General features: G+C 56.7%; 26 protein-coding genes and 1 tRNA gene. 12 read left to right on the top strand and 15 right to left on the bottom strand.

Features of this window, described 5'->3' with window-relative positions; genetic code table 11:
* Positions 1-90 precede the first annotated feature (90 nt).
* The 10 genes from ALP8811_RS10145 to ALP8811_RS16355 form a co-directional block, all read right to left on the bottom strand.
* A complete protein-coding gene (locus tag ALP8811_RS10145; RefSeq protein ID WP_108856992.1) occupies positions 91-285 on the bottom strand; it encodes a DNA gyrase inhibitor YacG in 195 nt (64 codons plus the stop codon).
* Positions 285-1,322, bottom strand: coding sequence for a ribonuclease E/G (locus ALP8811_RS10140; RefSeq protein ID WP_108856991.1), 1,038 nt, complete (start codon positions 1,320-1,322; stop codon positions 285-287). Before ALP8811_RS10140 ends, ALP8811_RS10145 begins: the two co-directional genes overlap by 1 nt.
* Complete coding sequence (locus ALP8811_RS10135) at positions 1,319-1,906, bottom strand: Maf family protein (protein WP_108856990.1); 588 nt, start codon at positions 1,904-1,906, stop codon at positions 1,319-1,321. Before ALP8811_RS10135 ends, ALP8811_RS10140 begins: the two co-directional genes overlap by 4 nt.
* 12 nt (positions 1,907-1,918) lie before the next feature.
* Positions 1,919-2,137, bottom strand: a complete 219-nt coding sequence (gene infA / locus ALP8811_RS10130; protein WP_108856989.1) for a translation initiation factor IF-1 — start codon at positions 2,135-2,137, stop codon at positions 1,919-1,921.
* Between the two features lie 122 nt (positions 2,138-2,259).
* A complete protein-coding gene (locus ALP8811_RS10125; RefSeq protein WP_108856988.1) occupies positions 2,260-2,730 on the bottom strand; it encodes an arsenate-mycothiol transferase ArsC in 471 nt (156 codons plus the stop codon).
* A 2-nt stretch (positions 2,731-2,732) separates the two neighbouring features.
* Positions 2,733-3,215 (bottom strand): UPF0262 family protein, encoded by a 483-nt coding sequence (locus tag ALP8811_RS10120; RefSeq protein ID WP_108856987.1) that lies wholly within the window; start codon positions 3,213-3,215, stop codon positions 2,733-2,735.
* Between the two features lie 16 nt (positions 3,216-3,231).
* Positions 3,232-4,533: a histidinol dehydrogenase gene (hisD, locus tag ALP8811_RS10115; RefSeq protein WP_108856986.1), complete on the bottom strand. Its 1,302-nt coding sequence runs from the start codon at positions 4,531-4,533 to the stop codon at positions 3,232-3,234.
* A 65-nt stretch (positions 4,534-4,598) separates the two neighbouring features.
* Positions 4,599-5,081 (bottom strand): DUF2948 family protein, encoded by a 483-nt coding sequence (locus ALP8811_RS10110; RefSeq protein ID WP_108856985.1) that lies wholly within the window; start codon positions 5,079-5,081, stop codon positions 4,599-4,601.
* A 5-nt stretch (positions 5,082-5,086) separates the two neighbouring features.
* Positions 5,087-6,352, bottom strand: a complete 1,266-nt coding sequence (gene murA, locus ALP8811_RS10105) for a UDP-N-acetylglucosamine 1-carboxyvinyltransferase (RefSeq protein WP_108856984.1) — start codon at positions 6,350-6,352, stop codon at positions 5,087-5,089.
* A 15-nt stretch (positions 6,353-6,367) separates the two neighbouring features.
* Positions 6,368-6,526, bottom strand: a complete 159-nt coding sequence (locus ALP8811_RS16355) for a hypothetical protein (protein WP_181363735.1) — start codon at positions 6,524-6,526, stop codon at positions 6,368-6,370.
* 90 nt (positions 6,527-6,616) lie between these two features.
* Between ALP8811_RS16355 and ALP8811_RS10100 the strand changes: the two genes are divergently transcribed.
* Positions 6,617-6,691: transfer RNA gene (locus tag ALP8811_RS10100), tRNA-Thr, on the top strand.
* Between the two features lie 134 nt (positions 6,692-6,825).
* Here the strand turns inward: ALP8811_RS10100 and ALP8811_RS10095 are convergent.
* Positions 6,826-7,347 carry a CBS domain-containing protein gene (locus tag ALP8811_RS10095; protein ID WP_108856983.1) on the bottom strand — a complete coding sequence of 174 codons (522 nt, stop codon included), beginning with the start codon at positions 7,345-7,347 and terminating at the stop codon, positions 6,826-6,828.
* Between the two features lie 81 nt (positions 7,348-7,428).
* On the opposite strand from ALP8811_RS10095, the gene ALP8811_RS10090 reads away from it, so the two are divergent.
* Positions 7,429-7,614 (top strand): hypothetical protein, encoded by a 186-nt coding sequence (locus ALP8811_RS10090; protein WP_108856982.1) that lies wholly within the window; start codon positions 7,429-7,431, stop codon positions 7,612-7,614.
* Between the two features lie 10 nt (positions 7,615-7,624).
* On the opposite strand, the gene nqrM is transcribed toward ALP8811_RS10090, so the two are convergent.
* Entirely contained in the window at positions 7,625-7,864 is a 240-nt protein-coding gene (gene nqrM / locus ALP8811_RS10085; RefSeq protein WP_108856981.1) for a (Na+)-NQR maturation NqrM, read from the bottom strand.
* Between the two features lie 16 nt (positions 7,865-7,880).
* Positions 7,881-8,903: an FAD:protein FMN transferase gene (locus ALP8811_RS10080; protein ID WP_245924613.1), complete on the bottom strand. Its 1,023-nt coding sequence runs from the start codon at positions 8,901-8,903 to the stop codon at positions 7,881-7,883.
* Positions 8,904-9,084: 181 nt separating this feature from the next.
* Here ALP8811_RS10080 and ALP8811_RS10075 point away from each other — a divergent pair, with 181 nt between their 5' ends.
* The 7 genes from ALP8811_RS10075 to ALP8811_RS10045 all read left to right on the top strand — a co-directional run bounded on the left by ALP8811_RS10075 (position 9,085) and on the right by ALP8811_RS10045 (position 15,758).
* Complete coding sequence (locus ALP8811_RS10075) at positions 9,085-10,428, top strand: Na(+)-translocating NADH-quinone reductase subunit A (RefSeq protein ID WP_108856980.1); 1,344 nt, start codon at positions 9,085-9,087, stop codon at positions 10,426-10,428.
* Positions 10,429-10,432: 4 nt separating this feature from the next.
* A complete protein-coding gene (locus ALP8811_RS10070) occupies positions 10,433-11,632 on the top strand; it encodes an NADH:ubiquinone reductase (Na(+)-transporting) subunit B (RefSeq protein ID WP_108856979.1) in 1,200 nt (399 codons plus the stop codon).
* Positions 11,625-12,437: a Na(+)-translocating NADH-quinone reductase subunit C gene (locus ALP8811_RS10065; RefSeq protein WP_108856978.1), complete on the top strand. Its 813-nt coding sequence runs from the start codon at positions 11,625-11,627 to the stop codon at positions 12,435-12,437. The genes ALP8811_RS10070 and ALP8811_RS10065 overlap by 8 nt, the downstream gene beginning before the upstream one ends.
* Positions 12,437-13,090, top strand: coding sequence for an NADH:ubiquinone reductase (Na(+)-transporting) subunit D (locus tag ALP8811_RS10060; protein WP_108856977.1), 654 nt, complete (start codon positions 12,437-12,439; stop codon positions 13,088-13,090). Before ALP8811_RS10065 ends, ALP8811_RS10060 begins: the two co-directional genes overlap by 1 nt.
* Entirely contained in the window at positions 13,090-13,698 is a 609-nt protein-coding gene (nqrE, locus tag ALP8811_RS10055; RefSeq protein ID WP_108856976.1) for an NADH:ubiquinone reductase (Na(+)-transporting) subunit E, read from the top strand. Before ALP8811_RS10060 ends, nqrE begins: the two co-directional genes overlap by 1 nt.
* A gap of 13 nt (positions 13,699-13,711) precedes the next feature.
* Positions 13,712-14,935 (top strand): NADH:ubiquinone reductase (Na(+)-transporting) subunit F, encoded by a 1,224-nt coding sequence (nqrF, locus tag ALP8811_RS10050; protein ID WP_108856975.1) that lies wholly within the window; start codon positions 13,712-13,714, stop codon positions 14,933-14,935.
* A 166-nt stretch (positions 14,936-15,101) separates the two neighbouring features.
* The gene (locus tag ALP8811_RS10045) at positions 15,102-15,758 is read left to right on the top strand and encodes a Crp/Fnr family transcriptional regulator (protein WP_108856974.1); all 657 of its coding nucleotides are present in this window, start codon (positions 15,102-15,104) and stop codon (positions 15,756-15,758) included.
* 355 nt (positions 15,759-16,113) lie between these two features.
* Here the strand turns inward: ALP8811_RS10045 and ALP8811_RS16260 are convergent, their stop codons facing one another.
* Together ALP8811_RS16260 and ALP8811_RS10020 are read right to left on the bottom strand one after the other, a co-directional pair.
* Entirely contained in the window at positions 16,114-18,948 is a 2,835-nt protein-coding gene (locus ALP8811_RS16260) for an AAA family ATPase (protein WP_181363734.1), read from the bottom strand.
* Positions 18,949-18,959: 11 nt separating this feature from the next.
* Positions 18,960-21,878, bottom strand: coding sequence for an acetoacetate decarboxylase family protein (locus ALP8811_RS10020; protein ID WP_108856970.1), 2,919 nt, complete (start codon positions 21,876-21,878; stop codon positions 18,960-18,962).
* Between the two features lie 723 nt (positions 21,879-22,601).
* On the opposite strand from ALP8811_RS10020, the gene ALP8811_RS10015 reads away from it, so the two are divergent.
* The 3 genes from ALP8811_RS10015 to ALP8811_RS16255 all read left to right on the top strand — a co-directional run bounded on the left by ALP8811_RS10015 (position 22,602) and on the right by ALP8811_RS16255 (position 25,899).
* Entirely contained in the window at positions 22,602-22,883 is a 282-nt protein-coding gene (locus ALP8811_RS10015) for a hypothetical protein (RefSeq protein WP_146184009.1), read from the top strand.
* Positions 22,884-23,344: 461 nt separating this feature from the next.
* A complete protein-coding gene (locus tag ALP8811_RS10010; protein ID WP_108856968.1) occupies positions 23,345-25,072 on the top strand; it encodes a hypothetical protein in 1,728 nt (575 codons plus the stop codon).
* On the top strand, positions 25,069-25,899 hold the full coding sequence (locus ALP8811_RS16255) for a hypothetical protein (RefSeq protein WP_146184008.1): 831 nt from the start codon (positions 25,069-25,071) through the stop codon (positions 25,897-25,899). Before ALP8811_RS10010 ends, ALP8811_RS16255 begins: the two co-directional genes overlap by 4 nt.
* The last annotated feature ends 145 nt before the right edge of the window (positions 25,900-26,044 follow it).

The raw sequence follows: 26,044 nt of genomic DNA, 5'->3' as shown, positions 1-26,044 counted from the left end.
ACGGGTGAACGTTTCATCGTTCGGGTGGGCGGGTTTTAGACGCGGGGTGCGGCGGTGTCCAGAGGGAAAAGGTGGTTTTTCGAAGGTTTTTCAGTGCGGCTTGAAAGTTTCGTGTGAAAGGGCCTGAGACATCGCATCGGCAGCTTCGTCCAGGTCCTCGGGGCTGTCTGCAGGGACAGCGTAAGAGCCGTTCAGCCAGCGGCCCAGATCCACATCTGCGCAGCGGCGCGAGCAGAACGGACGGTATTTGGGGTCGGTGTCTTTTTTGCAGATTGGACAAGCCATTAGCGGTCCTCGAGACAGCGCGACAGGGGCAGGCGTTCGCGTTTGCGTTGCAGTTCGAACAGGCCCAGCTGTGTCCAGCCCACCATTGCGGTTTCGATGCCCTCGGCCTTTAAGGCGGCGCGCAAAACCTGCTCTAACTGGCGGCGGTCTTTCTTGGGGCAGGGGGCGAAATCAATGACGATCTGTCCGCCCAGTCCTCGGCATCTCAGCGCGGCGGGCAAGGCGCGGGCAACCGCGATATTGGCCTTCAGGCCCGCCGCTGGGCTGGTGTCTCCGCCGGTATTGACGTCCACGGCGATCAGCGCGCGGGTCGGCTCAATGAACATCGAAGCGCCGCCTGAAAGGCGCTCAAACGCGCCTCGTGCGGCGTCGATCATTTCATGCACGTTGTGACGCTCGAACGCATCTTCACGGTCGTCCAGCAGATCTGGTTCGGACCACTCGCGCCAAGCAAGCTCATGCGGATCGGGGCCGTCGACCAAAAGCTCGGCGTCGCCGTCCTGATCTGCCAACACTGCGCGGCTGAGGTCGAGCATGGCGGCGATATCGGCGGCAATATCATCGTCCGACCCATTTTCCGCGACCGAACGGATGATCAGGCCTTCTTCGGCGTCTCCCATCACCTCGTGCGCGATTTCCAACAGGCGCACGCGCACCTCGTCATCGCGAATCGCACGGCTGACATTGATGCCGGGCGCGCCGGGGGTGACGATGGCATAGCGGCTTTTGAAGAGCACTTTCTGGGTAACGGGAACGGCCTTGCCGTCTTCGCCAAACCCGGTGACCTGCACCAGAATACGTTCGCCCGGTTTCAGACCTTTGCCGAGCCGCAAAAAGCCAGACTGACCTTCGGGCAGGCGCAACATCATGCCGCCTTGGCCTTTCAGTGGGCGGTCGCAAATGGCGCGGAAAATGGCCCCAGGCAGCACGACGCCCTCGGGCGGTTCGATCAGCAGATCGGTCAGCTTTCCGTCCACGATCTGAGCCGCGGCCATGCGGCCCTTATAGGTATCAAGCGCGATAGTGCTGCCCTTCATGGCTGCTCTCCGTATAGGGGGAAGCCGGCGGCCTTAAGCAGCCCGGCTGTTTCGGCCACGGGCAGGCCAACGACGGCGGTATAGCTGCCCTGAATCCATGGGATGAATGCACCTGCTGGGCCCTGGATGGCATAGCCACCTGCCTTACCCTGCCAGTCGTCCGTGGCCAGATAGCCATTCAGTTCTTCATTGGACAGGCGCTTCATTTTAACATCGGTTACCACATCGCGCGCCCATGTGTTCGTGGCGTTGCGCACCACGACCGAGGTGATGACGCGGTGACGCCGCCCAGATAGGGACATCAGGAATTCGGCGGCTTGTGCGGCGTCTTCGGGCTTGCCCATGATGCGGCGGCCAAGGGCGACGGTGGTGTCGGCGCACAGGACGATCTCGTCCGCGGCCACGGTCATCGCGGCAGCTTTGGCCGCAGCAATCCGTCGGCAATAAACCAGCGGCAACTCGCCCTTCTTGGGCGTCTCATCCACATCCGGTGGGCGGATATCGTCAGCAACAAGGCCGAGTTGCCCTAGCAACTCGGCCCGTCTTGGGCTTCCAGAGCCCAGAATCAGTTTGGGACGCGTCATGCGCGATAGCGCTTACTTGAAGCGATAGTTGATCCGACCTTTGGTCAGATCATAGGGGGTCATTTCGACCTGCACCTTGTCGCCAGCCAGAACGCGGATGCGGTTCTTACGCATCTTACCTGCCGTATGAGCGATGATCTTATGGCCGTTTTCCAGCTCGACCAGAAATGTCGCGTTCGGCAGGAGTTCCTTAACGACACCGGGAAATTCGAGCAGTTCTTCCTTGGCCATGTTCACTCCTGTGTTTTTACCCACCTATCGTGGGCGCCTACTAAATGGGGTGAAACTTCCCGGTTTTCAAGGGAATTCGGCAGAGAAGCAAGAATTGCTGCCTGTACAGTGGAGTGGCAGCTTCACGCCGGGGTGGCATCCCGCGTTGGCGCCCCAAATCGTTGGATGATCCTGTCCCGAATCTGATCCCGCGCTTGTCGGTAGCTGGCCAGCTTTTCATCCCGCCGTGTGCCAAGTCCTGTTGGATCCAGGATCGGCCAATATTCAACATCCAGATGGAACACTCGTGTCAGCTCTAACGCGCGCCTTTGGCTGGCTGGAGACAGCGCAATGATCAAATCGAAGCTCGAGAGATCATCCCCCCATTCTTCCATCTGGTCGAAACTACGCACCCGGTGACCCGATAGCTCTATCCCCAACTCGTCGCAAACGGCGATCGAGAACCCGTCAATGTCCAGTTCGCTATGAACGCCGGCGGATTGCACATAGATGTCGTGCCCATAGAACGACTTCATCATCCCTTCTGCCATAGGTGACCGGACCGAATTGTGGTCGCAGCAGAACAGCACGGATTGGGGACGATCAGCGCTCAAGCTCACCCCCAGTGCAACACGCAGATCAGGGTAAATAGGCGGCGGGCCGTATCGATGTCGATGTCGGCTTTGCCCTCAAGACGTTCCTGCAGCACGCGCGCGCCTTCGTTGTGAATGCCGCGGCGTGCCATGTCGATTGCCTCGATCTGGCTGGGGGGCAGTTTCTTCACCGCATCGAAATAGCTTTCGCAGATGGCGAAATAGTCTTTCACAACCTGACGAAACGGTCCTAGCGACAGGTGAAACTCGCCCGCCGGTTCGCCTGCTTCAGTCTTGGCGTCGACCACCAGACGTTTTTCACGGATTGCCAGCCCCAGATGATAGGGGCCGTCCGGAACAGGCTGATCGCCACGCGGGGCCAGATCAAAGCTGTTGTCTTCCAAAAGATCAAAGATGGCGACCTTGCGCTCCTGCTCGATTTCGGGCGTGGGGGCGGCAAGGCCGGTGTCGTCAATCTCGATATGGGTGATGTGGTTCGTTGTCATTGGCACTATCTGAGGGTCAATCGTTAAGGGCGTCAAGTCTTGCGCGCACGGACAGGCCGTGGGCTTCAAGACTTTCGGAAATGGCAAGGGTTTCAGCGGCGGGGCCGATGGCGGCCAGCGCGCCGGGCGTCATACGCGCCAGCGTGGTGCGTTTCAGGAAATCCATCACCGACAATCCCGAGCTAAAGCGGGCCGACCGCGCGGTCGGAAGCACGTGGTTCGGGCCGCCGACATAATCGCCGATGGCTTCGGGGGTGAACTGTCCAAGGAAGATCGCGCCTGCGTGGACGCATTTGTCGGACAGGGCTTCGGGGTCAGCCACGCACAGCTCAAGGTGCTCGGGTGCGATGCGATTCGACAGGGTGGCAGCCTCGTCCAGATCACGCACGGTGATGATCGCACCATAATCGCGCCAGCTGGCGCCTGCGATGTCGCGACGCTCCAAAGTTTCAAGGCGCGCGGTGACGGCATCGGCCACTTTATGGCCGAACGCCTCGTCGGTGGTGATCAGGATCGATTGGGCGCTTTCATCGTGTTCGGCTTGGCTCATCAAATCCAAGGCCAGCCAATCCGGCTCATTGTCTGCGTCCGCGATAACCAGAATTTCGGATGGGCCAGCGATCATGTCGATGCCCACTTTGCCGAAGACCCGGCGTTTCGCAGCCGCCACAAAGGCGTTGCCCGGACCGGTGATTTTGTCGACGGGCACGATTGTATCGGTGCCATAGGCCAGTGCGGCCACCGCTTGTGCCCCGCCAATACGATAGATTTCGTCCACGCCTGCGATGCGCGCAGCCAGCAGAACCAGGGGATTCGCGATCCCGCCCGGCGTGGGCACGGTGATGGCCAGACGCTCAACGCCTGCAACCTTCGCAGGGATCGCGTTCATCAGAACAGAAGACGGATAGCTGGCCAGTCCACCCGGCACATAGAGGCCCGCGGCAGACACGGCGCTCCAACGCCAACCCAGATCGGCACCGCTTTCGTCCGTCCAGCGCTGATCCTCGGGCATCTGGCGCGAGTGATAGGCGCGAATGCGATCTGCGGCCAATTCCAGCGCTGCGCGATCCGCATCCGAGACCTTGGCGCATTCCGCTTCAATCTCGGCCTCCGAAAACCGCAACGTGGCCGGGGTCAGGTCCATGCGATCGAATTTCGAGGTCAGGTCGATCACCGCCTGATCCCCTCGCGCACGCACATCTGCGATAATCTCGGCCACTGCGGCATCCACATCCGGGCTGTCTTCGCGCTTCATCGACAGAAGCTCGGTGAAACGGGCCTCGAAATCGGCGGATGTGCTGTTCAGAAACTGGGGCATGGCGCTCTCCTTTGCGCCGTTTTAGCTGCGGCGCGGCATGGCTTCAAGCTGCGCTTGGGCGCAGATTACTTGGACAGGTCATGTTTGGGGGCATGTTTTGAGGGCGCTAGATAGGGGCGTGTGACATCTTGCAGCGTCACATCAAGCGTCTCGACGTCCAAAGCGATGGCTCCATCGCCCGCCAGAACCAGCTCGATCCGGCCCATTCCGTCATCCCCGGGGGTAAAGGACAGGGACAAAAGCGACAAGATCATGTCCTTGTCCCCCTTCGCAATCCCCTGACTTTGCACTTTTAGAACATCCGAGACGGACAGCACTGACTGCACGCGTTCCATCGGGCGACCCCGGGCCTCGGCGGCAGGCTTATCTTCCCAACGGAAGCGGTTGATCAGCAACGCAAAGCGCCGCTGCGTTGGCGACCAAGAAATTTCGGACGCTGGAAACACCGCGTCTTGTGCCAACGCCGACAGAACCTTCAGGTCATCGGTGTCCAATGCGACCAGTTTCAGCGGGCGTTCGCTGCCATCTTCAAATCGGGCATCTTGCATGTCGGTCACTCCTTCACGCGCTCGATCTTGGCCCCAATCGAGGACAACTTACGCACAACTTTCTCGTACCCACGGTCAAGGTGATAGACGCGGTTCACCACGGTTTCACCTTCGGCCGCAAGACCCGCGAGGATCAGCGAGACCGAGGCGCGCAGGTCGGTGGCCATCACAGGCGCACCTTTCAGCTTCTCAACACCATGTACCGTGGCCGTGCCGCCGTGCACCTCGATGTTCGCGCCCATCCGCATCAGTTCAGGCGCGTGCATGAAGCGGTTTTCAAAGATCGTCTCGTGCAGGGTCGAAGTGCCCTCGGCCGTACACAGCATTGCCATCATCTGCGCCTGCAGATCGGTCGGGAAGCCGGGGAAGGGTTCGGTCGTGACATCTACGGCGGACACGCGGCCATTACGGCGTGCAACCTTCAGACCCTTGTCGGTCTCTTCCACATGAATGCCAGCGGCATCCAGTTTCTCGCAGAAGCTTTCCACCAGCGAGATCTTCCCGCCCAGACATTCGACTTCGCCGCCCGCGATGGCCGGGGCCAGCATATAGGTGCCAAGTTCAATCCGGTCGGTGACGACGGGGTGAGTCGCGCCGTGCAGGCGATCGACGCCCTGAATGACGATTTCCGATGTGCCGTCGCCTTCGATCTGGGCACCCATCTTGCGCAGGCAATCAGCCAAGTCGACAATTTCCGGCTCGCGCGCTGCGTTACGGATAACGGTGGTGCCTTTCGCCAGGGTCGAGGCCATCAGAATGTTCTCGGTCGCGCCGACGGATGCAAAGGCTAGATCGATCTCGGCGCCTTTCAGGCCACGCGGGGCCTTGGCGTGCAGATAGCCGTCTTTCAGCTCGATCTCGGCGCCCAGCTTTTCCAGCCCAAAGATGTGCAGGTCCATAGGGCGTGCGCCAATGGCGCAACCGCCGGGCAGAGACACAACCGCATGACCAAGGCGTGCCAGCATCGGCCCCAGCACAAGGTTCGAGGCGCGCATTTTGCGCACGATGTCATAGTCTGCCACGTGATTATCAAGGTCGTGGCTGGATAGGGTTAGAACCTGACCGTCCTGCATCGACGCGGCCTCGGCCCCAAGGCTTTCCAGAAGCTGTGTCATCGTCTTGATGTCGGACAGGCGCGGGGCATTGGTCAGGGTCAGAGGCTCCTCCGACAGAATCGTCGCGGGCATCAGTGTCAGGCAGGCGTTTTTCGCTCCTGCAATTGGAATTTCGCCGCGAAGTTCGCTGCCGCCGGTCACTACAATCGAATCCATTTACCTGCCTTACCTTTAATCTTGTTCATTTTTTGCCGTGTCACTATCTGACACAGCCCGTGCACGGGCCTGTGCTTTACGCCGACCCATATTAGCTTTTAACGCCGCTTTCAGCCGCGCTTCGCGATCTGCCCCTTTTTTTGTGGGCTTTTGAGATGTGTTCTTCTGCTCCATGGGCTCTTCTGTAACGCGGAATGAAAAAAGGGTCCAGAATACGCTTGCGTCCATCTGCGAATAGGTCTAATCACCCGCCCACGATAGGATGCTGTGGTAGCTCAGTGGTAGAGCGCGTCATTGGTAATGACGAGGTCGGGAGTTCAATCCTCCCTCACAGCACCATCGTAAAACTCCCCGAGAAAATGACCCTGAAACTGCGATCCGCGGGCGTTCTTGGCTTGTGATTGATGCCCAAACAGAAACGCGCGGACTGATTGCCGCGCGTGACCTTGTTCTTAACGGTGTGGACGCTTCGGTTAGCCGACGATCAGTTGCTTTAACTGCAAGGCTTCATGCTCGACCTCGTTCAATCGGTGCGTAATGACATCGCCGATGGTGACCATGCCAATCGGTCCGACCTCACCCATCACGGGCATGTGGCGGAAGCGGCCGTCGCTCATCCGTTTCAGGACGGACACCAGAGGGTCGTCCGTGCTGCAGGTCTGAACCTCTTTGGTCATGACGTCTTCGACCAGCTGGGGCAGGGTCTGGCCCGGCGCATCGGCCAATTTCCGCACAATATCGCGCTCCGACAGGATTCCGCACAATGCGCCAGTGCTGTCGGTAACGACCAGCGCACCGATTCGCTTGTCGCGCAGAATCTCGACCGCGCGGCCCAAGGTTTCGCCGGGGCGAATGGAAATCACATCGCCGTCCTTGTTTTTCAGGACATCCCCAACCACGGCTGTTTTGGTCTTGAGATTGCTGGATGGATCCTGGCTTTGGCTTTGCGATCCCTTGCGATCTTTACGCATAGGAGCCTGATACGACGTGGGCATGTTTTGCTGTCCTCCCTGAACTGATTGCGGTTCGCACTCATAGGAAGCATAACCCAGCCAATCGATTTCAGGAGATAAAAAATGTCGCAGCTTGCACTTTCGTCCCCGGTCGCGACGGTGATCTTCGTGATGGCCTGCTTTTGCGGCTATCAATATCGGCGGGTTTGGAAGACCGAAGGCCCACGCTATTTGCTGTGGATCTACGGCGTTCTGACGGCCGCTGGACTGCTTGTGTTGGGATTTGTCCCGTTGGCCGGGGCAGGGTAGGGCGCGCGGTTTAGCTTTCGGCCTGCGCGCGCTCCATCATCTTACGTTTGCGCGGGCACCCCTGCAGGCGGTCGCGCAGGGGGCTGTTGGGATCAATTTCCTTGCTGCACACAAGGCATTGATCCGCATCGCTGATCGCATTCAGGCCACCACAGCTGCCTTTGATCGACTTGCCTGCCATGATCACGCCAAGGGCCATGCCCAGCATGATGACAAGTAATGCGCCGAAGGTCAGAAGGAAGGTGGCCATGAAGCTGCTCCGGTTGTTACGCGGTCAGGCGTGTGAAGGCGTCGCTTGCGGACGATTTGAACTGCAGGCTCGAGGCCTCGGTATCACGTTCAACGAACAGGACAGCGACGTCATGCTGAGCGGCGATTTCCAGACCGCGTTCGCGGCCAAGGATCAGCATCGCGGTTGCCCAAGCATCTGCCATCATTGAGTTTTCTGCCAATACGGTGGCCGAAGCGGTACGGTGTGTGATCGGCTGGCCTGTGGCCGGGTCGATCACGTGCGAATAGCGCTGACCGTCTTGTTCGAAATAGTTGCGATAGTCGCCGGACGAGGCCAGACCCAGACCCGAGATGCCAACCACGTCGAAGACGCCGTTGTTCAGGGATGCGGGGGTCTCGATCCCGATCTGCCAGGGCAGACCATCGGGGTTACGGCCCGAAGCGTACAGGTCGCCACCGATCTCGACCAAGTAATCGGTGATACCAAAGGATTCCAGCGCCTGACCCACGCGGTCAGCGCCATAGCCTTTGCCGATGGCGGCCAGATAGACCTGCGCATCGGATTGTTTCTTCTGCAGCGCGTCTGCACCGACGCTGATGGTGTTGTGGTGACCCACAGCTGCCAGAGCGTTGTCAATTTCGGCCTGTTGCGGCATCGGGCGTTTGCCCGGAGCACCGAAGCCCCACAGTTCGATCAGCGGGCCCATCGTGGTGTCGAAGCGGCCTTCGCTGGCTGTATATACAGTGTCAGCAGCTTTCATAACGTGGGCAAGTTCGGGCGAGACCTGAACCGGAGCGGTGTTCGCTGCTGCGTTGAAGCGCGAGATCTCGGATTTGGGATCCCAGTTCGACATCTGCTGGTTCACTTCCGCCAGCGCGCCGGTGATGGCGGCTTTCACGTCTGCTTCGTTCACGCTCTTCGATCCATCGATCGCGACAACATTATATGTGGTGCCCATTGTCAGGCCCGACAGGTTGAAGACACGAGCGGCGGACCCTTTGCACGCGGCCAAAGCCAGCGGCATGAACAGGATGGAACGGCGTGAGAATTTGATCATGTCGGGCACTGGAGAACCTCTTTCAGTCGCGAACGGGTCGTATTTGAATGTTCAGTGAGGCTTGTCTTAGACAATAATGCGCATTTCAACAAGAAAATGACCTAAACAATGTAAAAAGACCCTTTCGACCTCGCCCCACATATTGCATATAGCTGCAAGTCAATCTGAAGAGGTGAACACTGTGCAGCGGTATAGGCTACGCAAAGGATTGAATATTCCGATCTCTGGTGCGCCCAAAGCGGGCGTTGAACAAGGGCCGAATCCGCAGTCGGTTGCCATTCTTGGTGACGATTACATCGGGTGGAAGCCACGAATCTCGGTCGCCGAAGGTGACGTGGTTGGTGCAGGCACTCCGATTCTTATCAGCAAAGACATGCCGGACGTTCAGGTCGTGTCTCCTGTTGCGGGTACGGTCAAAGCGATCAACCGCGGCGCGCGTCGCAAGCTGATCAGCGTTGTGATCGAGGTGAACGAGGGCGCTGCGCCATCCGTTGACTTCTCGTCCGTCGGTGACGTGACCACGCCCGAGGGTCTGACCCAGCGCTTGTGCGCGGCCGGTCTTTGGACCTCGTTCCGCACACGGCCCTATTCCAAGGTGCCCGATCCGGCGACCCGTCCGGCTGCGATCTATGTGAACGCCATGGATACCGAGCCGCTGGCCGCTGATCCTGCGGTGATCATCGCGGAAGATGCCGAGGCCTTTGCCAAGGGTCTGGAAGCTGTTGCATCGCTGAGCGAAGGTAAGACCTATCTGTGTCAGGCCGAAGGTGTGACACTGCCGGGTCAAGACATCGCCAGTGTGGAAGCTGCCGCATTCGAAGGCCCGCATCCCGCTGGCCTGTCCGGCACACATATGCATTTCCTTGAACCGCCCCGCGCGGACAAGACTGTTTGGACCATCAACTATCAAGATGTGATCGTCATTGGACGTTTGCTGGAATCCGGCACCTATGATGCGTCCTGCATCATTTCGCTGGCTGGTCCGGCATGTGCCAACCCGCGCTTGATCCGCACCATTGCCGGGGCCTCGATGGCCGACCTGTCTGCAGGTGACGTGCCAAGCGATCTGCCGGTGCGCATGATCTCGGGTTCGGTCCTGAGCGGCCGGGCAGGCGAGGGCGCGGATGGCTATCTTGGCCGCTACGCGCGCCAGATCACTCTGATTGAAGAAGATCAAAAGCAGATCCCGATGGGTTGGATCCGCCCGATGTTCGCAAAATACGCGGTGCAGCCGGTTCTGGGTTCGGCATTTGCCAAGCGCGAGTTCCCGCTGACCTCGAACATGAACGGTGGCCGCCGCGCGATGGTGCCGACTGGTACATTTGAAGAGCTGATGCCGCAGGATTTCCTGCCCACCCAGCTTTTGCGCGCACTTCTGGTGATGGACACCGATCAGGCACAGGCGCTGGGTGCGCTTGAATTGGACGAAGAAGACCTCGGTCTTGTCGCCTTTGCCTGTCCCGCGAAATATGAGTATGGGCTGGCGCTGCGCGACAGCCTGACGAAGATCGAGAAAGAGGGGTAGACCTTTGGGCTTGCGTAATTTTTTCGATCGGATCGAACCGAACTTCGAAAAGGGCGGTAAATGGGAAAAGTACTTCCCCATCTACGAGATGGTGGAAAGCTTCCTGTATACGCCGAAGTCGGTAACGACCGCTGCGCCTCATGCGCGGTCTTACGTCGATATGAAGCGGATCATGACCTATGTGGTCATCGCGACGATCCCCTGTATCCTGATGGCGCTGTATAACACCGGCTTTCAGACCAACATGGCAATTGCCGAGTTCGGTGCCTCGGGCTGGCGTGCGGCCATCATCGAGGCCTTGGGTATCGGGTTCAACCCGGCCAGCGCCTTTGCCAATATGGCGCACGGGCTTCTGTACTTCCTGCCGATTTACATCGTTACGCTGGTCGCGGGCGGTATTTTCGAAGTGATCTTCGCCACCGTGCGTAAGCACGAGGTAAACGAAGGGTTCCTTGTATCCTCAATGCTTTACGCACTGATCGTGCCCGCAACGACGCCCCTGTGGCAGGTCGCGCTGGGCATCATCTTCGGTGTGGTCATCGGCAAAGAGGTCTTCGGCGGTACCGGTAAGAACTTCCTGAACCCGGCTCTGACGGGTCGTGCGTTCCTGTACTTCGCCTATCCTGCACAGCTGTCGGGTGACAGTGTCTGGGTTCCGGTGGACGGCTTTACCGGCGCAACCGCTCTGGCAGTTTCGGCGTCGGATGGCGTTCAGGCACTGGCCGCACGCGGCATCACCTGGTGGGACAGCTTCTATGGCTTCATTCCCGGCTCGATGGGCGAGACCTCGACCCTGGCCTGTATCCTTGGTCTGATCTTCCTTCTGGTCACCAAGATCGCCAACTACCGCATGGTGGTGGGCTGTCTGGCGGGGATGATCGGTTTCTCGCTTCTGCTGAACGCCATTGGTTCCGACACCAACCCGATGTTCGCCATGCCATGGTATTGGCACCTTGTGCTGGGTGGTTATGCTTTCGGTCTGGTCTTCATGGTGACCGAGCCTGTTTCAGGCGCACACACCAACACGGGCCGCTATATCTATGGCGCGCTGATCGGCTTCATGGTCGTGATGATCCGCGTTATCAACCCGGCTTTCCCGGAAGGCATGATGCTGGCGATCCTGTTCGGCAACGTCTTCGCTCCGCTGATCGACTATTTCGTCGTTCAGGCCAACATCAAACGCAGGGCAAAACGCCATGTCTGATAACGATCTGAACACCAAAAAAGGCCCCATCCGCCGTTTCCTTGATGCGCCTGCCGACTCGGTTGGCAAAACGGTCTTCGTGGCTGTCGCGCTGTGCCTTGTGGCCTCGATGATCGTGTCGGCCGCAGCTGTCGCCCTGCGCCCGCTGCAAGAGGTCAACGCGCTGAAAGACAAGCAGATCAACATTCTGCAGGTCGCGGGCATCTATGATCCCGACCAAGATGTGGTCGAAAGCTTCCAAGCGTTCGAACCGCGCATTCTGGAATTGGAAACCGGCGCCTTCACCGACGCCTTCGATCCTGCCAGCTTTGATGATCGCGACGCGGCGGATGATCCCGCAACTTCGGTCGCACTGGACGAAGACCCAGCAGGCATCGTGCGTCAGGGCAAATTCGTCACCGTCTATCTGCTGCGCGACGATGCAGGCGAGATCGACAAGGTGATCCTGCCGATCCACGGTTATGGCCTGTGGTCGACGCTTTACGGTTTCATTGCACTGGAAGAGAACGGCAACGACATCTTCGCACTGCAATTTTATGAACACGCCGAGACCCCGGGTCTGGGTGCCGAGGTTGATAACCCGCGCTGGAAGTCCTTGTGGAACGGCAAGAAACTGGCCGATGAAAGTGGGCAGCTTCAGATCAGCGTGACCAAAACCGCGCCTGCGGCGGGTGCTGATTATCACATCGACGCGCTGGCTGGGGCGACCCTGACCACGGCGGGTGTGCATAACCTTCTGAATTTCTGGATGGGTGAAAGCGGTTATGCGCCCTTCCTGGCAAATCTGAAAGCGGGGGATATCTAATGGCCCATAAACGCAGAGAGATGCTGATCGACCCGTTGGTCGACAACAACCCGATCACCCTTCAGGTGTTGGGGATCTGTTCGGCGCTGGCGGTGACCTCGTCGCTTCAGGTGGCTTTCGTCATGGCCATCGCGGTGACCTTGGTGACAGCGTTCTCGTCCATGTTCATTTCGATGATCCGCAGCCAGATCCCCGGATCGATCCGGATTATCGTTCAGATGGTGATCATCGCCTCGCTGGTTATTCTGGTGGATCAGGTGCTGAAAGCCTTCGCATATGAGATATCGAAAACCCTGTCGGTCTTCGTGGGCCTGATCATCACCAACTGTATCGTGATGGGCCGCGCCGAGGCCTTCGCCATGAAGAACGGCCCCATCGACAGCTTCATTGACGGCGTCGGCAACGGGCTGGGCTATGGTCTGATCCTGATGCTGGTCGGCGTGATCCGCGAGCTTTTCGGCTCGGGCAGCCTGTTTGGTGTGACCATTCTGGAAACCGTGAACAACGGTGGCTGGTACGTGCCCAACGGCTTGCTGCTGCTGCCCCCGTCGGCGTTCTTCATCATTGGTCTGATCATCTGGGCCTTCCGTACATGGAAACCCGGTCAGGTCGAAGAACGTGAATACAAAATTCAAACGGTCGAGGCCCACTGATGGAAGCGCTCCTTTCCCTCGCCGTGAAGGCGATCTTCGTTGAAAACCTGGCCCTGTCCTTCTTTCTTGGCATGTGTACCTTCATCGCCGTCTCGAAGAAGATCTCGACCGCGATTGGTCTGGGCATCTCGGTCATGGTCGTGCAGTCGATCACCGTACCGGCCAACAACTTGATCCTGACCTACCTGCTGGCGCCCGGTGCGCTCAGCTGGGCAGGGTTCGCGGATGTGGACCTGACATTCCTCGGCCTGATTTCCTATATCGGCGTGATCGCCGCGCTGGTGCAGATCCTCGAGATGGTTTTGGATAAGTACTTCCCGCCGCTTTACAACGCGCTGGGTGTGTTCCTGCCGCTGATTACGGTGAACTGCGCCATCTTGGGTGGCTCGCTGTTCATGGTCGAACGCAGCTATGACTTCGCAGAATCAGTGACCTACGGCATCTCGTCGGGCTTCGGCTGGGCACTGGCCATCACCGCGATGGCAGGTGTGCGCGAAAAGCTGAAATATTCGGATATCCCGGATGGCCTGCAAGGGCTGGGGATCACCTTCATCACCGCAGGACTGATGGCAATGGCCTTCATGTCCTTCTCTGGCGTGAAACTCTGAGGGGATAGAGATTATGGCAACCTTTAGCCTTGGCATTATCCTTTTCACCCTGATCGTACTGGCGTTGGTCTCGATCATTCTGGCCGCGCGGTCCAAGCTGGTGTCCACGGGTAACGTAAATATCGTTGTGAACGGCGAGAAGACCATCTCGGTCCCAGCCGGCGGCAAGCTGTTGCAGACACTGGCAGAACAACAGCTGTTCGTGCCCTCGGCCTGTGGCGGTGGCGGTACCTGTGCACAGTGCCGCGTGAAAATCCATTCCGGTGGCGGCTCGATCCTGCCGACCGAGGAAAGCCACATCACCAAGCGTGAAGCGGCGTGTGGCGACCGCCTGTCCTGTCAGGTGGCCGTGAAGCAGGACATGGAAATTGAAGTCCCGGAAGAGGTCTTCGGCGTTAAGAAGTGGGAATGTACAGTACGTTCCAACGAGAACGTCGCAACCTTCATCAAAGCGCTGGTTCTGGACCTGCCCGAAGGCGAAGACGTAAACTTCCGCGCTGGTGGCTACATCCAGATCGAAGCTCCGGCCCACCAAGTCAATTACACTGACTTTGACGTGGAGAACGAGTACCGCGAAGATTGGGACAAGTTCAATCTGTGGCAATACAAGTCGGTCGTGACCGAGCCGATTGAACGTGCATATTCGATGGCGAACTATCCGGACGAGAAAGGCATGATCATGCTGAACGTCCGTGTGGCCTCGCCTCCTCCGGGTTCCGAGGGCATTCCGCCGGGCCAGATGTCGTCTTATATCTTCAACCTGAAGCCGGGCGACAAGGTTACTATTTCCGGTCCGTTTGGCGAATTTTTCGCCCGTGAGACCGAAAAAGAAATGGTGTTCGTCGGCGGTGGGGCTGGCATGGCGCCGATGCGTAGCCACATCTTCGATCAGCTGAAGCGCTTGAAGAACAAAGATCGCAAGATTACGTTCTGGTACGGCGCACGCTCGAAGCGCGAGATGTTCTTTGTTGAAGATTTCGACGAACTGGCAAAAGAGTTCCCGAACTTCACATGGCATGTCGCCCTGTCAGATGCTCTGCCCGAGGACGATTGGGGCGGCTATACCGGCTTCATCCACAACGTCCTTTACGATGAGTATCTGAAGAACCACCCGGCACCTGAAGATTGTGAATACTACATGTGTGGCCCGCCCATCATGAACCAGTCTGTGATCAACATGCTGGTGGAAATGGGCGTCGATCGCGAAGACATCATGTTGGATGATTTCGGCGGGTAACAACCCGACTGCCAGATGAGAAACATAAAAATGCCCCGAGCTTTGCTTGCTCGGGGCATTTTTCGTTTGCATGGCTGACACGTGATAGTTGATCGGTTGCGACCGGCAATCGGTTGACCTTGTAACGTCTATGCCTAATCTGGGATGACCTTATGTTGGGGATTTCATGGTTCTAAGTTCTCTTGGCGCCGGGGCGCTGGATCGGCTGCGTCAGCGCGGACACGCCCGCAACTACAAGAAAAAAGATGTTGTGTTTCGCTTTGGCGATCCCGGCCTGACGCTTTTAATCGTCTCGTCCGGCACGGCCGAGGTCAGTGTGACCACTGCGTTGGGGCAAAAATCCATTCTGGGCGTGGCCACGGCGGGCGATGTGCTTGGTGATATCGCGTGTCTGGATGGCGGCCCGCGCAGCGCAGATGTGGTCGCCTTGGAGCCGTTGGAAGCTGTCGAGGTGCAACGCCAAGACGTATTGCAATTGTTCCGTGAGGATCCAGACAGCGCCATCCTGGTCATTGAAGCCCTGTGCCAGAAAGCCCGCAATGCATCCGAGATGTTCGAGGTCCAGACCATGCAAAGTGGTCAGGCGCGTCTTGCGGCCTGTCTGCTTAGGCTATTGCCAACCGCGGTGCAGACCGAAACGGGGCAGGCCGCAGTGAAGGTCAGCCAAAGCTGGCTTGGGGCCTATGCAGGCCTGACGCGTGAAAATGTGAACAGACAGTTGAAGGTCTGGGCGCGAGACGAGGTTGCCCGATTTGAAAAAGGTTTTGTCGTCATCGAGGATCAGGATCGCTTGCAGGAATTGGCTCAGGGCGGCGACTATTAAGTCTTCCTTAAGGTCGCACCAATAGGTTGAAATGATAGAAAATTCGGCAGATTTTATTCAATCTGTGACGTGCGTCACAGGTGCGGCATTTGGCGCATGCTATTCAAAAGGAGAAGACGCTGAAAGCTTTTGGGGAAAGTTATTTTAGCACGCTTAGATAGATGGAGCTCGCTTTGGGTGGCGCTGGCAACGGCGTTTTGGAGTGAGAATTATGCCCGGCTTCCGGGGCGCCTAAGTGTCTTCCCCCGTCAGATGACGGACGGGGTTTGGTTGTGCCATTATTGGCTGCCGTGAGTGGTGAGGCGCTACGTCAACTCTGGGTTCTCAGGTCCAGAGGCGCCGACACACCAAAACACTATGCCAGTTCTGTTCGGATTTCGCGGATGGAACTGTCCCACTCGTGTTCGCCCGTTGTTTCAGACAATTGTTCTGCCTGATCCAACAGCGTTTGCGCTGCTTCCAGATCTCCGTTTGTCAAAAGAGCCTTTGCAAGGGCAGCTTTATAGAAAGGGGCGTTCAAATCCGCACCTATCATGCTGGCCTGTCCGGTCAGCATTTCTAATGCGCCGGGGGCCTCGGTCGTGTTGCCCTGATAGATTTGAACGATGGTCATCCAGACGCGCCCGATCAAAGACCAGAACTGCGCTTGTTGCTCGTCAGCGATCTCGATCCCTGCCTCGACTTCACGGGCCGCAAGATCCAGATGACCGCCAGCCAACAGGGCTTGTCCTCCGAAAATGTGGATCCACGGAATTTGCGCAATGGCCCCGATGGTCTTCAGGTGCTCTTGCGCCTGTGACATCGCTGCGAGTGCGCCGTCCAGATCCCCCCTGCGGCTTGCGACATGGGCATCTGCCGAAAGAACCGACGCCAGCGGGTCTGCGCCCAGTTCCAGGAACAAGCGACCGTGATCCTCGACTCGATAGATGGATTTTAGTTGCGCACTTCTGTCGGCGGCCTGATCAAACTGTCCCGAATACAGCGCGTGGGCGGTTTCATTCACCAGCCACATGACCTTCAGCTCGTCATCGCCATCGCGCGCCAATTTCTCCATCATCTCGACATACTCGCCGCTTTCACGCACGCGCCCGTTGATGATGCGATGTGCAAACAGGCCATAAAGCGCGGTCATTCGCATGCGGTCCGTTCCCTCGGCATAGGCGATGGCGTCTTCCAGCAACTGATACCGCTCCAGCACCACCGGGTGCGAGAACCCCATGCGCTGGACCGTGGCGCTGGCCAGAAGCGAGAGCACCGGAAGGTATTCCGGGCGCGCAACCTGATCGGGCGCGGCTTGATCTTCCATATCTGTGCGCGCGTGATCGAGATATGTCATGGACTGATCAAAGTTTACGGCCATCAGCATGTGAATGCCTGCCGCGATACATGCCCCCGGAAGGTTCTCGTGATCGCGTGCAGCCATGCGGTGATCGGCCATCAGATGTGGGTAAGCGGCACAATAGGCCGGATCGTGCGTCTGCATAGCGTCCGCAAAACTCTTGTGCAAAGCGCGTCGACGCTTGCCGGGGATCATCTCGTAAGCCGCATCGCGCAGAAGGATGTGATCGAAGAACAATGCGCCATCACCATACGGATTGAAGATCCCTCGGATGGTCAAGACGCGGAGTTCGTCTTCAAGGTTAGGACGCGTTGGCAGAAGGTGTGCCACACGTTCCGGCTGGAAATCACGTCCAAGGATCGCGGCGCATTGGATCACGTCGCGCAGTGCGCCGAACCCATTGATAATAGCCTGAAAGGTGGCCTCGATTGTCTGGGGCAGCTGTTGCGATCCATCGGCGTCACCGAATTGACGCGCATGGGTGGCGAGAGCGGAAAGGAACAGGGGGTTGCCCTCGGCCGCTTCAATGATCCGCGCGCGTTTGGCGTCGTCCAGTTCGGCATAGGTGGACAGGGCTTCTTTTGCGGCTTCATCGGACAGAGGGGCCAGATGGACCGGCGTGACCGGGGCGCTTTCCAGCAGCGCATCGATTTTCTCGGACGGTCGGCTGGTGACAACGATGCGGGGCGGTGTGCCCTCGGCCAGCATCAGCGCCTGAAGCACCGCAATCGTGCCTTCATCGAACCAGTGCAGGTCATCGAAGGTCAAAGCTGCGGTTCGGGTCTGCGCCAATCCGGCCAGCGCGTGGGTGGCCAATGTGATCCTGCGCGATTGAAGCTGTTCAGGCGTCAGAAGAACGGGCAGGGCGACTTGCAGGCCAAGTAGGCCGGCCATCACCATCACGTCCTGATCTGTCAGCGCCACCCCGATGGATTGAAACTGCGTCGCCAAGTCAGCCAGTGAGGATTGCGCATGCAGATCCAGCTCGCGCCGCAGGGTTTCCACGACCGGGAATAACGCGGACTGCTGAAGGTTTGCGCGGGCGTCAATCCTGACGATGCCTGCGTTCTTCTGAGTGCGGCTGAAAGCATCCAGCAGAACAGTTTTCCCGATGCCCGCTGGGCCAATAATTGCGTGTGCACGGCTGGTGTCGCTCTGCAGAAGGGCGAGTTCTTTGTCGCGCTCCAGCAGGTCGGACACTTCGGTGTGATCCTCTTGAAACTGAAAGCCAGCCACTTCGATCAGCTCGACCGGCTGGTCGATGCCTTTCAGAAGACGTGTGTCATGCGAGGCTTCGTCAAGCCGTGCCAGACGCGACAGGAACGATTTGGTTTGGCCCGAGATCACGACTCCGCCCGTGGGGGCCTGTTCCTGCAAACGCGCGGCGCGGTTAACATGCAGCCCGGTCAGCTGCGGAAATAGGGCACCCTGTTGGCCGACGCGACACATGATCTGGCCAGTATCGATCCCCACGCGCACCTGTAACCCATTCACGCGCTCGGGCATGGCCTTGGCGATCGACAAGCCCGAGGCAATGGCAGACAGTGCCGAATCCTCGCCGTCATGGTCCAGCCCGAAGCAGGACAGCACCCCGTCGCCATAGCGCTGCAGCACCCTGCCGCGATAGGTCTCGACTGTTTCGTTCACCTGCTGATGAAATGCGGCAATGGTGTCGTCATAGGTCTCAAGCTCGGTCGAGTTCGCAAAGGCGGTCGAACCGACAAGGTCGATGAACTGAATGGTTAGGATGCGTAGCTCGGGATTGTCGTCCAAGGCCAAAACCTCGGTTCCGCAATGGCTGCAAAACCGCGCCCCTTCATGCAGCGGTTCCGCGCATGACATACAACTCATAGCCAGCATATTCACCTCATCGACCTCTGACGCACCCACTCTCGTGCCATGGCTGCGTGACGCACCCGCTTGCTGTCCAGCGGGTTGGTCATCGCCCATGAGCACCACACCCGGAATGCTCCGGGAAGGCGTTCACCAGTTTGCAACTGAAGCGGGGCGGCGTCAAACGAAGTTGTTGGAAAACCGTTAGGATCCGGGTCTTTAACTTCAATTTGGGCAGACACCGGGGCGACATAAGCACGGTCCAATTGTAGGTCGAAGGCGTTGTAGAACAGACGTCCCGAGGCATTGCGCGTCACGAAGGTCATGTTCAACAGATTCGAGATCGCCCCCTGTGCCGGATGACCGGGCAGGGGATCGGGGTCCATATGCTGTTGGAAGGTGGCCTCGATCTTCATCCCGCGTGCGCCGGTTGCGGTGAAACGCGTGTTTTCCAGTTTGATGTCGGACCAAACCTTCGGCATCGCATAGAACACCTTGCCGGCCATGATGGCGGACTTGCTGTTCACATACAGCCTGCGCGGATAGAGAAGCGGCGCCTGCCGTGCTTCGGCGGTGCGGGTATAGGGGATGGCAAAGGTGGCCTCGCCATAAGGGGACATCGCCATGAAGTCCGGAATAAACGACCCCCGCACATTGTGATAGCTACAGAACGACATGCCAACAGGGTGATACCCCGGCCGGGTCAGGGGGCTTGGTCCCAGCTCGATCCCGGGCGGCAACATGGCCTGAACCTCGGCACGGGGCACTTCGTAGAAAAGGAAGACGCCGGTCATCTCGCCTCGGGCAAAGAACGGTGTCAGCGGCCATTTCGTGCCCGAGATCGAGTTCGTCTGGAACATCGCCTTTTCTGATACGGTTTCCTCGCGGGCGATGTCCTCGGCCCCGACATTCAACAGCTTTTCACCCGTGACAGCGGACGCACAGGCGATCCCCGACATGGTTGCACCCTCGACGCAGCCTGCATTCATCCCGCAGCGCGTCCAGTCACCCGCAAGATACAGGTTGGCAAAGCCGCTTTGGGACGGAGCCAGCCGGTGATAGACGCTGTTGGTCACCGACAGCACATAGCGTTCCGAGCCGTACATGTTCACGCGGGAATAGATTCCTGCCTCTTCGTTCTCGTGCAGAAGGCTGCGATCAAACTTGCCGTCCTTTTCCGCCCCTGGCCAAAGCTTGACCAGATCCTTGTCCATCCAGCGACCAAAGTTTTCGCGGAAATCTGGAAGATCTTCGCCATCCGGCGCGGGTGAGCAGAAATAGGCGATGGACTTGGGTTTGTCGGTGCCCCAATCCTCGTGTGGGATCAGGTGGGACATGTCCGCCCAGGTGTCCAGCGGCTCGGAAAAGCCGGTGATGACCGTCCGCATCGGGGACGAGGGCAGCGACTTTTGCGAGTTATGCGCCTTTACCAGTTTTTCCCACCCCATCTGTTTCGGGGTTTTGTTCATCCAAAGCTGCATCGCATGGGTCGGGACAGTCTTGACCCGGTCCAGCATGTTGCGCCAGCGCTCGGACGCGATGGACAGCTCTTGCGACATATAGGGAAGCGACCCGATCGAGGCGCCAAGGATCACAAGGTCGAAATCTTCGCCCCGTTTTAGGGTATAGGCCTCGCCCTTGGGTGGCGTGCGCTCGCTTTCGAAATCGACGCCACTGTCTTTTAGATGCGCGCCGTCTTCCAGCTGATCCCAAAGGGGTTCCGATGGCCAGCAGGGCAGGCCATCCACGTCGACCAGCGGGTCATATGTGCCGGATTTCACCTTGGCCTGCCGCACCATGCTGATGCGGTCGATATGGGTGCGATCTTCGTCCAAATGCAGGTTTCGGGCGGCGTTGAAGAACTCAAACTTCACGCCCAGCTCTTTCAGAACCTGATAATATGGTCCAAAGATCGTGTCGCCCATCCCGGCTTGCATCTTGTGAAAGATCGCCCCGGAATAGGTGAAGATCAGCCGCGTCATCGCGCGCAGGGCTGTACCTGCGCCAGTGTCGCCCTGACGTTCGGTGTTACCCATGGGAAAGCCGAACACGAAGTCATAGCAGCCCCGGATCGACACCCATTTCAGCGCCTGATCGCTGACGCCATTCATGCGCAGCCAGTCAGAGAACTCCCACTGGTCCAGCACGTCATAGCCGTTTGTGAACGTGTCCGAGCTGACCACTCCGTGCATATAGCCCAGCCCGATATCCATCAGGTTTAAGCCCCGGCGCACGCTGTCGCGCGCCATGTTTTCGGGCGTCTGCTGGCTGTGCACCTCGGCCTGTGCGTCTTCGATGATCTCAAGCAGCAGGTCCGAGTTGTGCGGCCCCACGGGAAGGCCGGCCCCTGGCAGAGCTTTCAGGTGTGACAGGATGCTTTCATGGCGGCCCAGCAGGCCATCCGGCACCTCGATCCCCAGTGGTCCATCCGCGCCGCCTTCAAGTTCGCCACGGCGCAGGAATTCGATCATGATCTGCAAAATCCGCATCATCATTTCGAAAGGCGAGGGAACCTCGGTCTCGTCGCCCGGCACGTCGTCATATTCGGGTAGATCAATTACCCAAGGACGCCACGGGTTTCCGTCCGGGTCATCGGTTGGCACGTTTTCTGCCAGAAATAGATGTGACAGTGGCTTAAACGCTTTGTCCATCGTGCCAAGCGGGTCGCTTTTCTTGCGCAATCCCAGTTCGACCATCTGTTCATAGCAAAGGCGCATGTTGCGAAAGGCGTTCTGATAGAACCCAGCCCAGACATGCAGGCCATGTTCTTCGATCCGTTGACCAAACTTAGCATTGCGCCCGCTGGCGCCCTTGCCGCCTGTCCGCCAGCCCAGCTGATAGACGGTAATGTCGTATTTCTTGTCCCAATCCGCGGTTTGCGTGATCGCATAAATGGCCGTCATGGCCCCGACTCCGCCACCAATCACGGCGATCTTCTGCTTCTCCATTTTATGTCCCCAATAAACTGATGCTGTCGAAAGTGATCATTTCAAACTATTGATCTTGGTTAAGTATTGTTAACCATTGCTGATGAGGACTGATCCGCCAACATTGTTCGTGCTGAAATGCAGGCGGAAAGCGAATATTTTTCGCAGCACGGCAACTCAAGGTAGAAGAATATCGCACCTCGCACGTGTTGCATGTGAAATTTGACCTGAAAGACTCTACTTTTGAGCAGTAATGCCGCCCCGTCCACAGCCATAACAAATCGTCGGGCACGGGTGCCCGGAAACGACCTAGGGGAGATGCGTGGGGCTAAAATGCTGTCGCGAGTTGCCAGTATTTAGTCTGCCCGGAAAGTGGCTGCCAAGCGATGAACGCATCACTATGGAAGACACGGCAGTTGCTTGGCAAATAATGGAGGCGAGTACCGGAATCGAACCGGTGTACACGGATTTGCAAGACTAAGCATGCTGCTGAAAGCAATGCACAATCGGTTTAGAGCAACGTGCAAAATTGGCAGAACGTTTGGCGAATGTTTAGACGCCTGCTGAATGTGACCCACTCGAGACCACAACGACGAAAATCTCTCTTTTCAGATTGCCACTTGCCCTTTTTTATTTGGCCTCATACGTTCCCTATTGATGGAGATTGTACGAATGAATTCAAATTATAGGTGTAATATGAGAAGCGTTGTAGGCGGTATGCTGTTGGTAGTATTGACTGGTTGTATGGCACCGACCACTCCGATGGCAGAATATGCTTCTGAGAATGCAATTTCCATACGCTACAGCGCCTATGATACAGTTCCTACGCTGACGGCTGAGGCACAGGACATGGCGGTTAAGCACTGTGCAAAGTATGGGAAGTTCGCGAACTACCGCGGTGGCAATGCGGCCAACGCACTTACAACCGAGGAAATTCATAGATTTGCCTGCGAACGTCGAAAGACGGATGATGGTTCCGTAATCGCTGGCCAGTCGCGCCGTCCTGGTTACGTGATTATTAACTGAATCTCTGAAATGGGATGCAACAACAGATAACGGCCCTGAACGGACATTCGTGCTTAATGCATCTAACGCCTGCTCCCAGCCCAAAGCAGACATTGCATAAGTACACCTCGGGCAGCGAAGTTACCTTCGCTGCCCGCACGCGCTTTTGACAGGCTTTGCACACAAGCGGACCTTCATAGTTTGACAATTCAAAACTCGGCGGAATGGTGGGAATATTTACTTTGCAAATCTGAATTTGGAAAAGTGGCCGGAGAACGCTAACTGACTTTTGGATCCCAACTACGCTATCACGGTGACTGACGTAGCCGCGCAAAAGTGGCATTGCCCTCCGTGACCTTGTCAAAGTCTTGTAATTTAGGGACATTAGACCCAAAGGCGTTGATGCGAATCTACTAGTGACACGCACGAGCAATAACGGGCTCAAATGTAGCGGGATCTAAGAATTACAGGAATAAACAGGCATGTCATCATTACTATTCAACGACGAGACAAACGATGAGTTGCCATTTGAAGAGAATTTCATCGAACAAGCCGAATATATTGGTCGCGAGAAATTTCTTTTGCTCGCAGCTGATCATCCACGCGAAGCCAGCATTCTGAAGAAACTTGTCGGCGGCGGTGCTAAGCTTCTGATCGGTCCAAGGGGGTGTGGTAAAAGCACGCTCATGCGTAAAGCGTATTACGGTGCTTTAGACGGTGGTGTCTCAGGTGTATTTCCAATCTACGTCAACTTCAAACTGGCGCTCAAATTGGAGCCCTTCTATGTGAACGGGCCAAATGCTTCGTACTGGTTTAAGAAGTGGCTTGTTCTAAAGGTCCTTCAGTCGGCTTTAGAAGCAATCAACGAGTCTGATGGGCTCGTGAAGCCTTCGCGCTTTCCCTCAAAGAAGAAATTAACACAAGAAATCAATAATTTAGAAGCAAATCGATCCGATGGTGAAGCCGGCGAAGAATATACAGTAAGCCTTCTCATTGAGTTAGTTGAGGAAATTATTTCTGAGAATGACCTGACACGTTCCGTGATACTGATTGATGACGCAGCACATTCCTTTTCGGAAAAGCAGCAGGAGGACTTCTTTGATTTCTTCCGAGCCATAAAGACACGTTTGTTGTCGCCAAAAGCCGCTATTTACCCTGGTATCACATCTAACTCTGCTAGCTTTCATATTGGACACGATGCAGAGCAAATCGACGCATGGGTCCGCCCGGCGGGCACAGAGTACGAAGAGTTCATGATTTCTCTTGCTACTAAGCGCCTTGAGGGAACGGGAGCGAATTTTATCTCAGATAATGAAGAAGACATACGCTTTCTTGCATATGCGTCCTTTGGCGTGCCGCGAGGCTTTCTGGGAATGCTTCGAGCAATTTATAACTCACCAGACGCATATCTGAATTCGGATGGTAGCCTAAACAAAGCTAAAGTACTTCGGCTATCGCGTGCAGGAAGAGACATGTCACATGCAGTTTTTGACTCACTAACTGCAAAACTGCCTTCGTACGAAAGCTACGTCGAAAATGGGTCTAAGCTATACCAATCAATTCTTTCCGAATTAAAGGCGTTCAATAAAGGGAAGGTGACATCCAAGCAAGGCATTCAATTCGCGATAAAGACGCCACTGGGAGCAGATCTGGACAAAGTTTTTGGATTTCTTCAATATGCGGGCCTCATCATGCCTGCAGGGCAAGTTCTCAAAGGAGAAAAAGGGACCTTCAAGATTTTTGACGTCCACATTGGGGATCTCACTGCAGAGAACACCATCGTGGGGAAGCGAACAAAATCTATTCCAAGCTTCTTGGAAGTGATCAGAGCAACTCGACACAATGCGTGGCCACGCCTTAGCACTAATAGTCTTTTTGAGGCGGCGAACGTGAATACCGACACCTTTACGCTTTCACTTCCTCTCTGTCATTCTTGCGATACACCTAGGGATAATCCGGAAGCGAAATTTTGTTCAAATTGCGGGGCCCAGTTGAAACCGTCGTCCACCTATGAAGCCCTCGTCCAGAAAGATATCTCCGTTCTCCCTATTTCTAGTGCGATGCTAAAACGGATCAAATCTAATTCACATATCCGAAAGGTGCGTGATATCTTGATCGATGCAAGCCGTGAAACTCTTTTAGGGATTAATTATATTGGAAAAGTCCGTGCGACCAGAATTGTGGCACTTGCTGAAGAGCATGTATCATGAGCCTGAAGGTAGCAGATTTTGTTAATGAGGCTCCGCCATCTGGTAGTATTGGATCGATAGATTCAGTTTTAACGGAAGTAGACCTCAAGTCTCCGATAGACGAGTATATCAAGAGCTCAAGAAGCCTTCTTTCCTATGGAACCGTTGATAGGTTGTCTCAAAATGGGCATTTGGGAGGTCTTCTTGTTCTCGGATCGGTTTCTGCTGCGGAAGCTTACTTCCGGTCAATATTGTCATTAAGCCTCGAAGGTTGCCCGATTTGTCGTGAGACCGCTGCAGAAAAAAGTATTAATTTAGGTGGGGTTCTATGGCACGGTCATTCTGAGTTTAGGAGAAGTGCATTTGAACACATGTCCTTCAGCTCTAGAGCTGAGCTAAAAAAGGCATCTCAAGGCTACCTTGGTTTTGAACTGAAGGACGCCAAGTTTAGCGGCCCGCTAAAAGAGTTTGATATTGCATGTCATTTGCGGCATGGGCTTGTGCACAACGGTGGAATTTTACCGGGTAGAAACGCTGTTCAGCTAGGTGCGCAAAGGTATCGTAAGCCAGTTAGGATTGCCGTTGATTTTTCAATGCTGCAGCGAACTGTTGCTGCGGTCGACACGCTTGTCCTCACGTTTAACAGAGAACTCTTCGACGAAATGTGCCACCGTTGGGCAGAGAAGTGGCGCAGGCGAGCCGATTGGGACCCCAGCAAGGAAGGCGAGACTTTTCGAAAGTTATGGAAGAACTTCTCCTGCAATGAATTGCACCAGACACGGAATGGCCGTTCCAGCATATCTAGAGGAAAGTGCTTAGCAGAGGTTAAGGCCAAATATAACTTGTAAGAGTTTAATTGCCCTGTCCCTAAGCAACGCGTAGGTATCACTTGTGCCGAAAAAGGAAATTCACATGCAAACATGTATACCGTGGCATGTCGAGGGAACGGCGAACATCCGCTATGAAAAATATGCTGAGCAGCGTGGATTGATC

The sequence above is a fragment of the Aliiroseovarius pelagivivens genome, assembly GCF_900302485.1.
Classification (GTDB): Bacteria; Pseudomonadota; Alphaproteobacteria; order Rhodobacterales; family Rhodobacteraceae; genus Aliiroseovarius; species Aliiroseovarius pelagivivens.
This window is presented reverse-complemented; position numbering and strand designations above follow the sequence as displayed.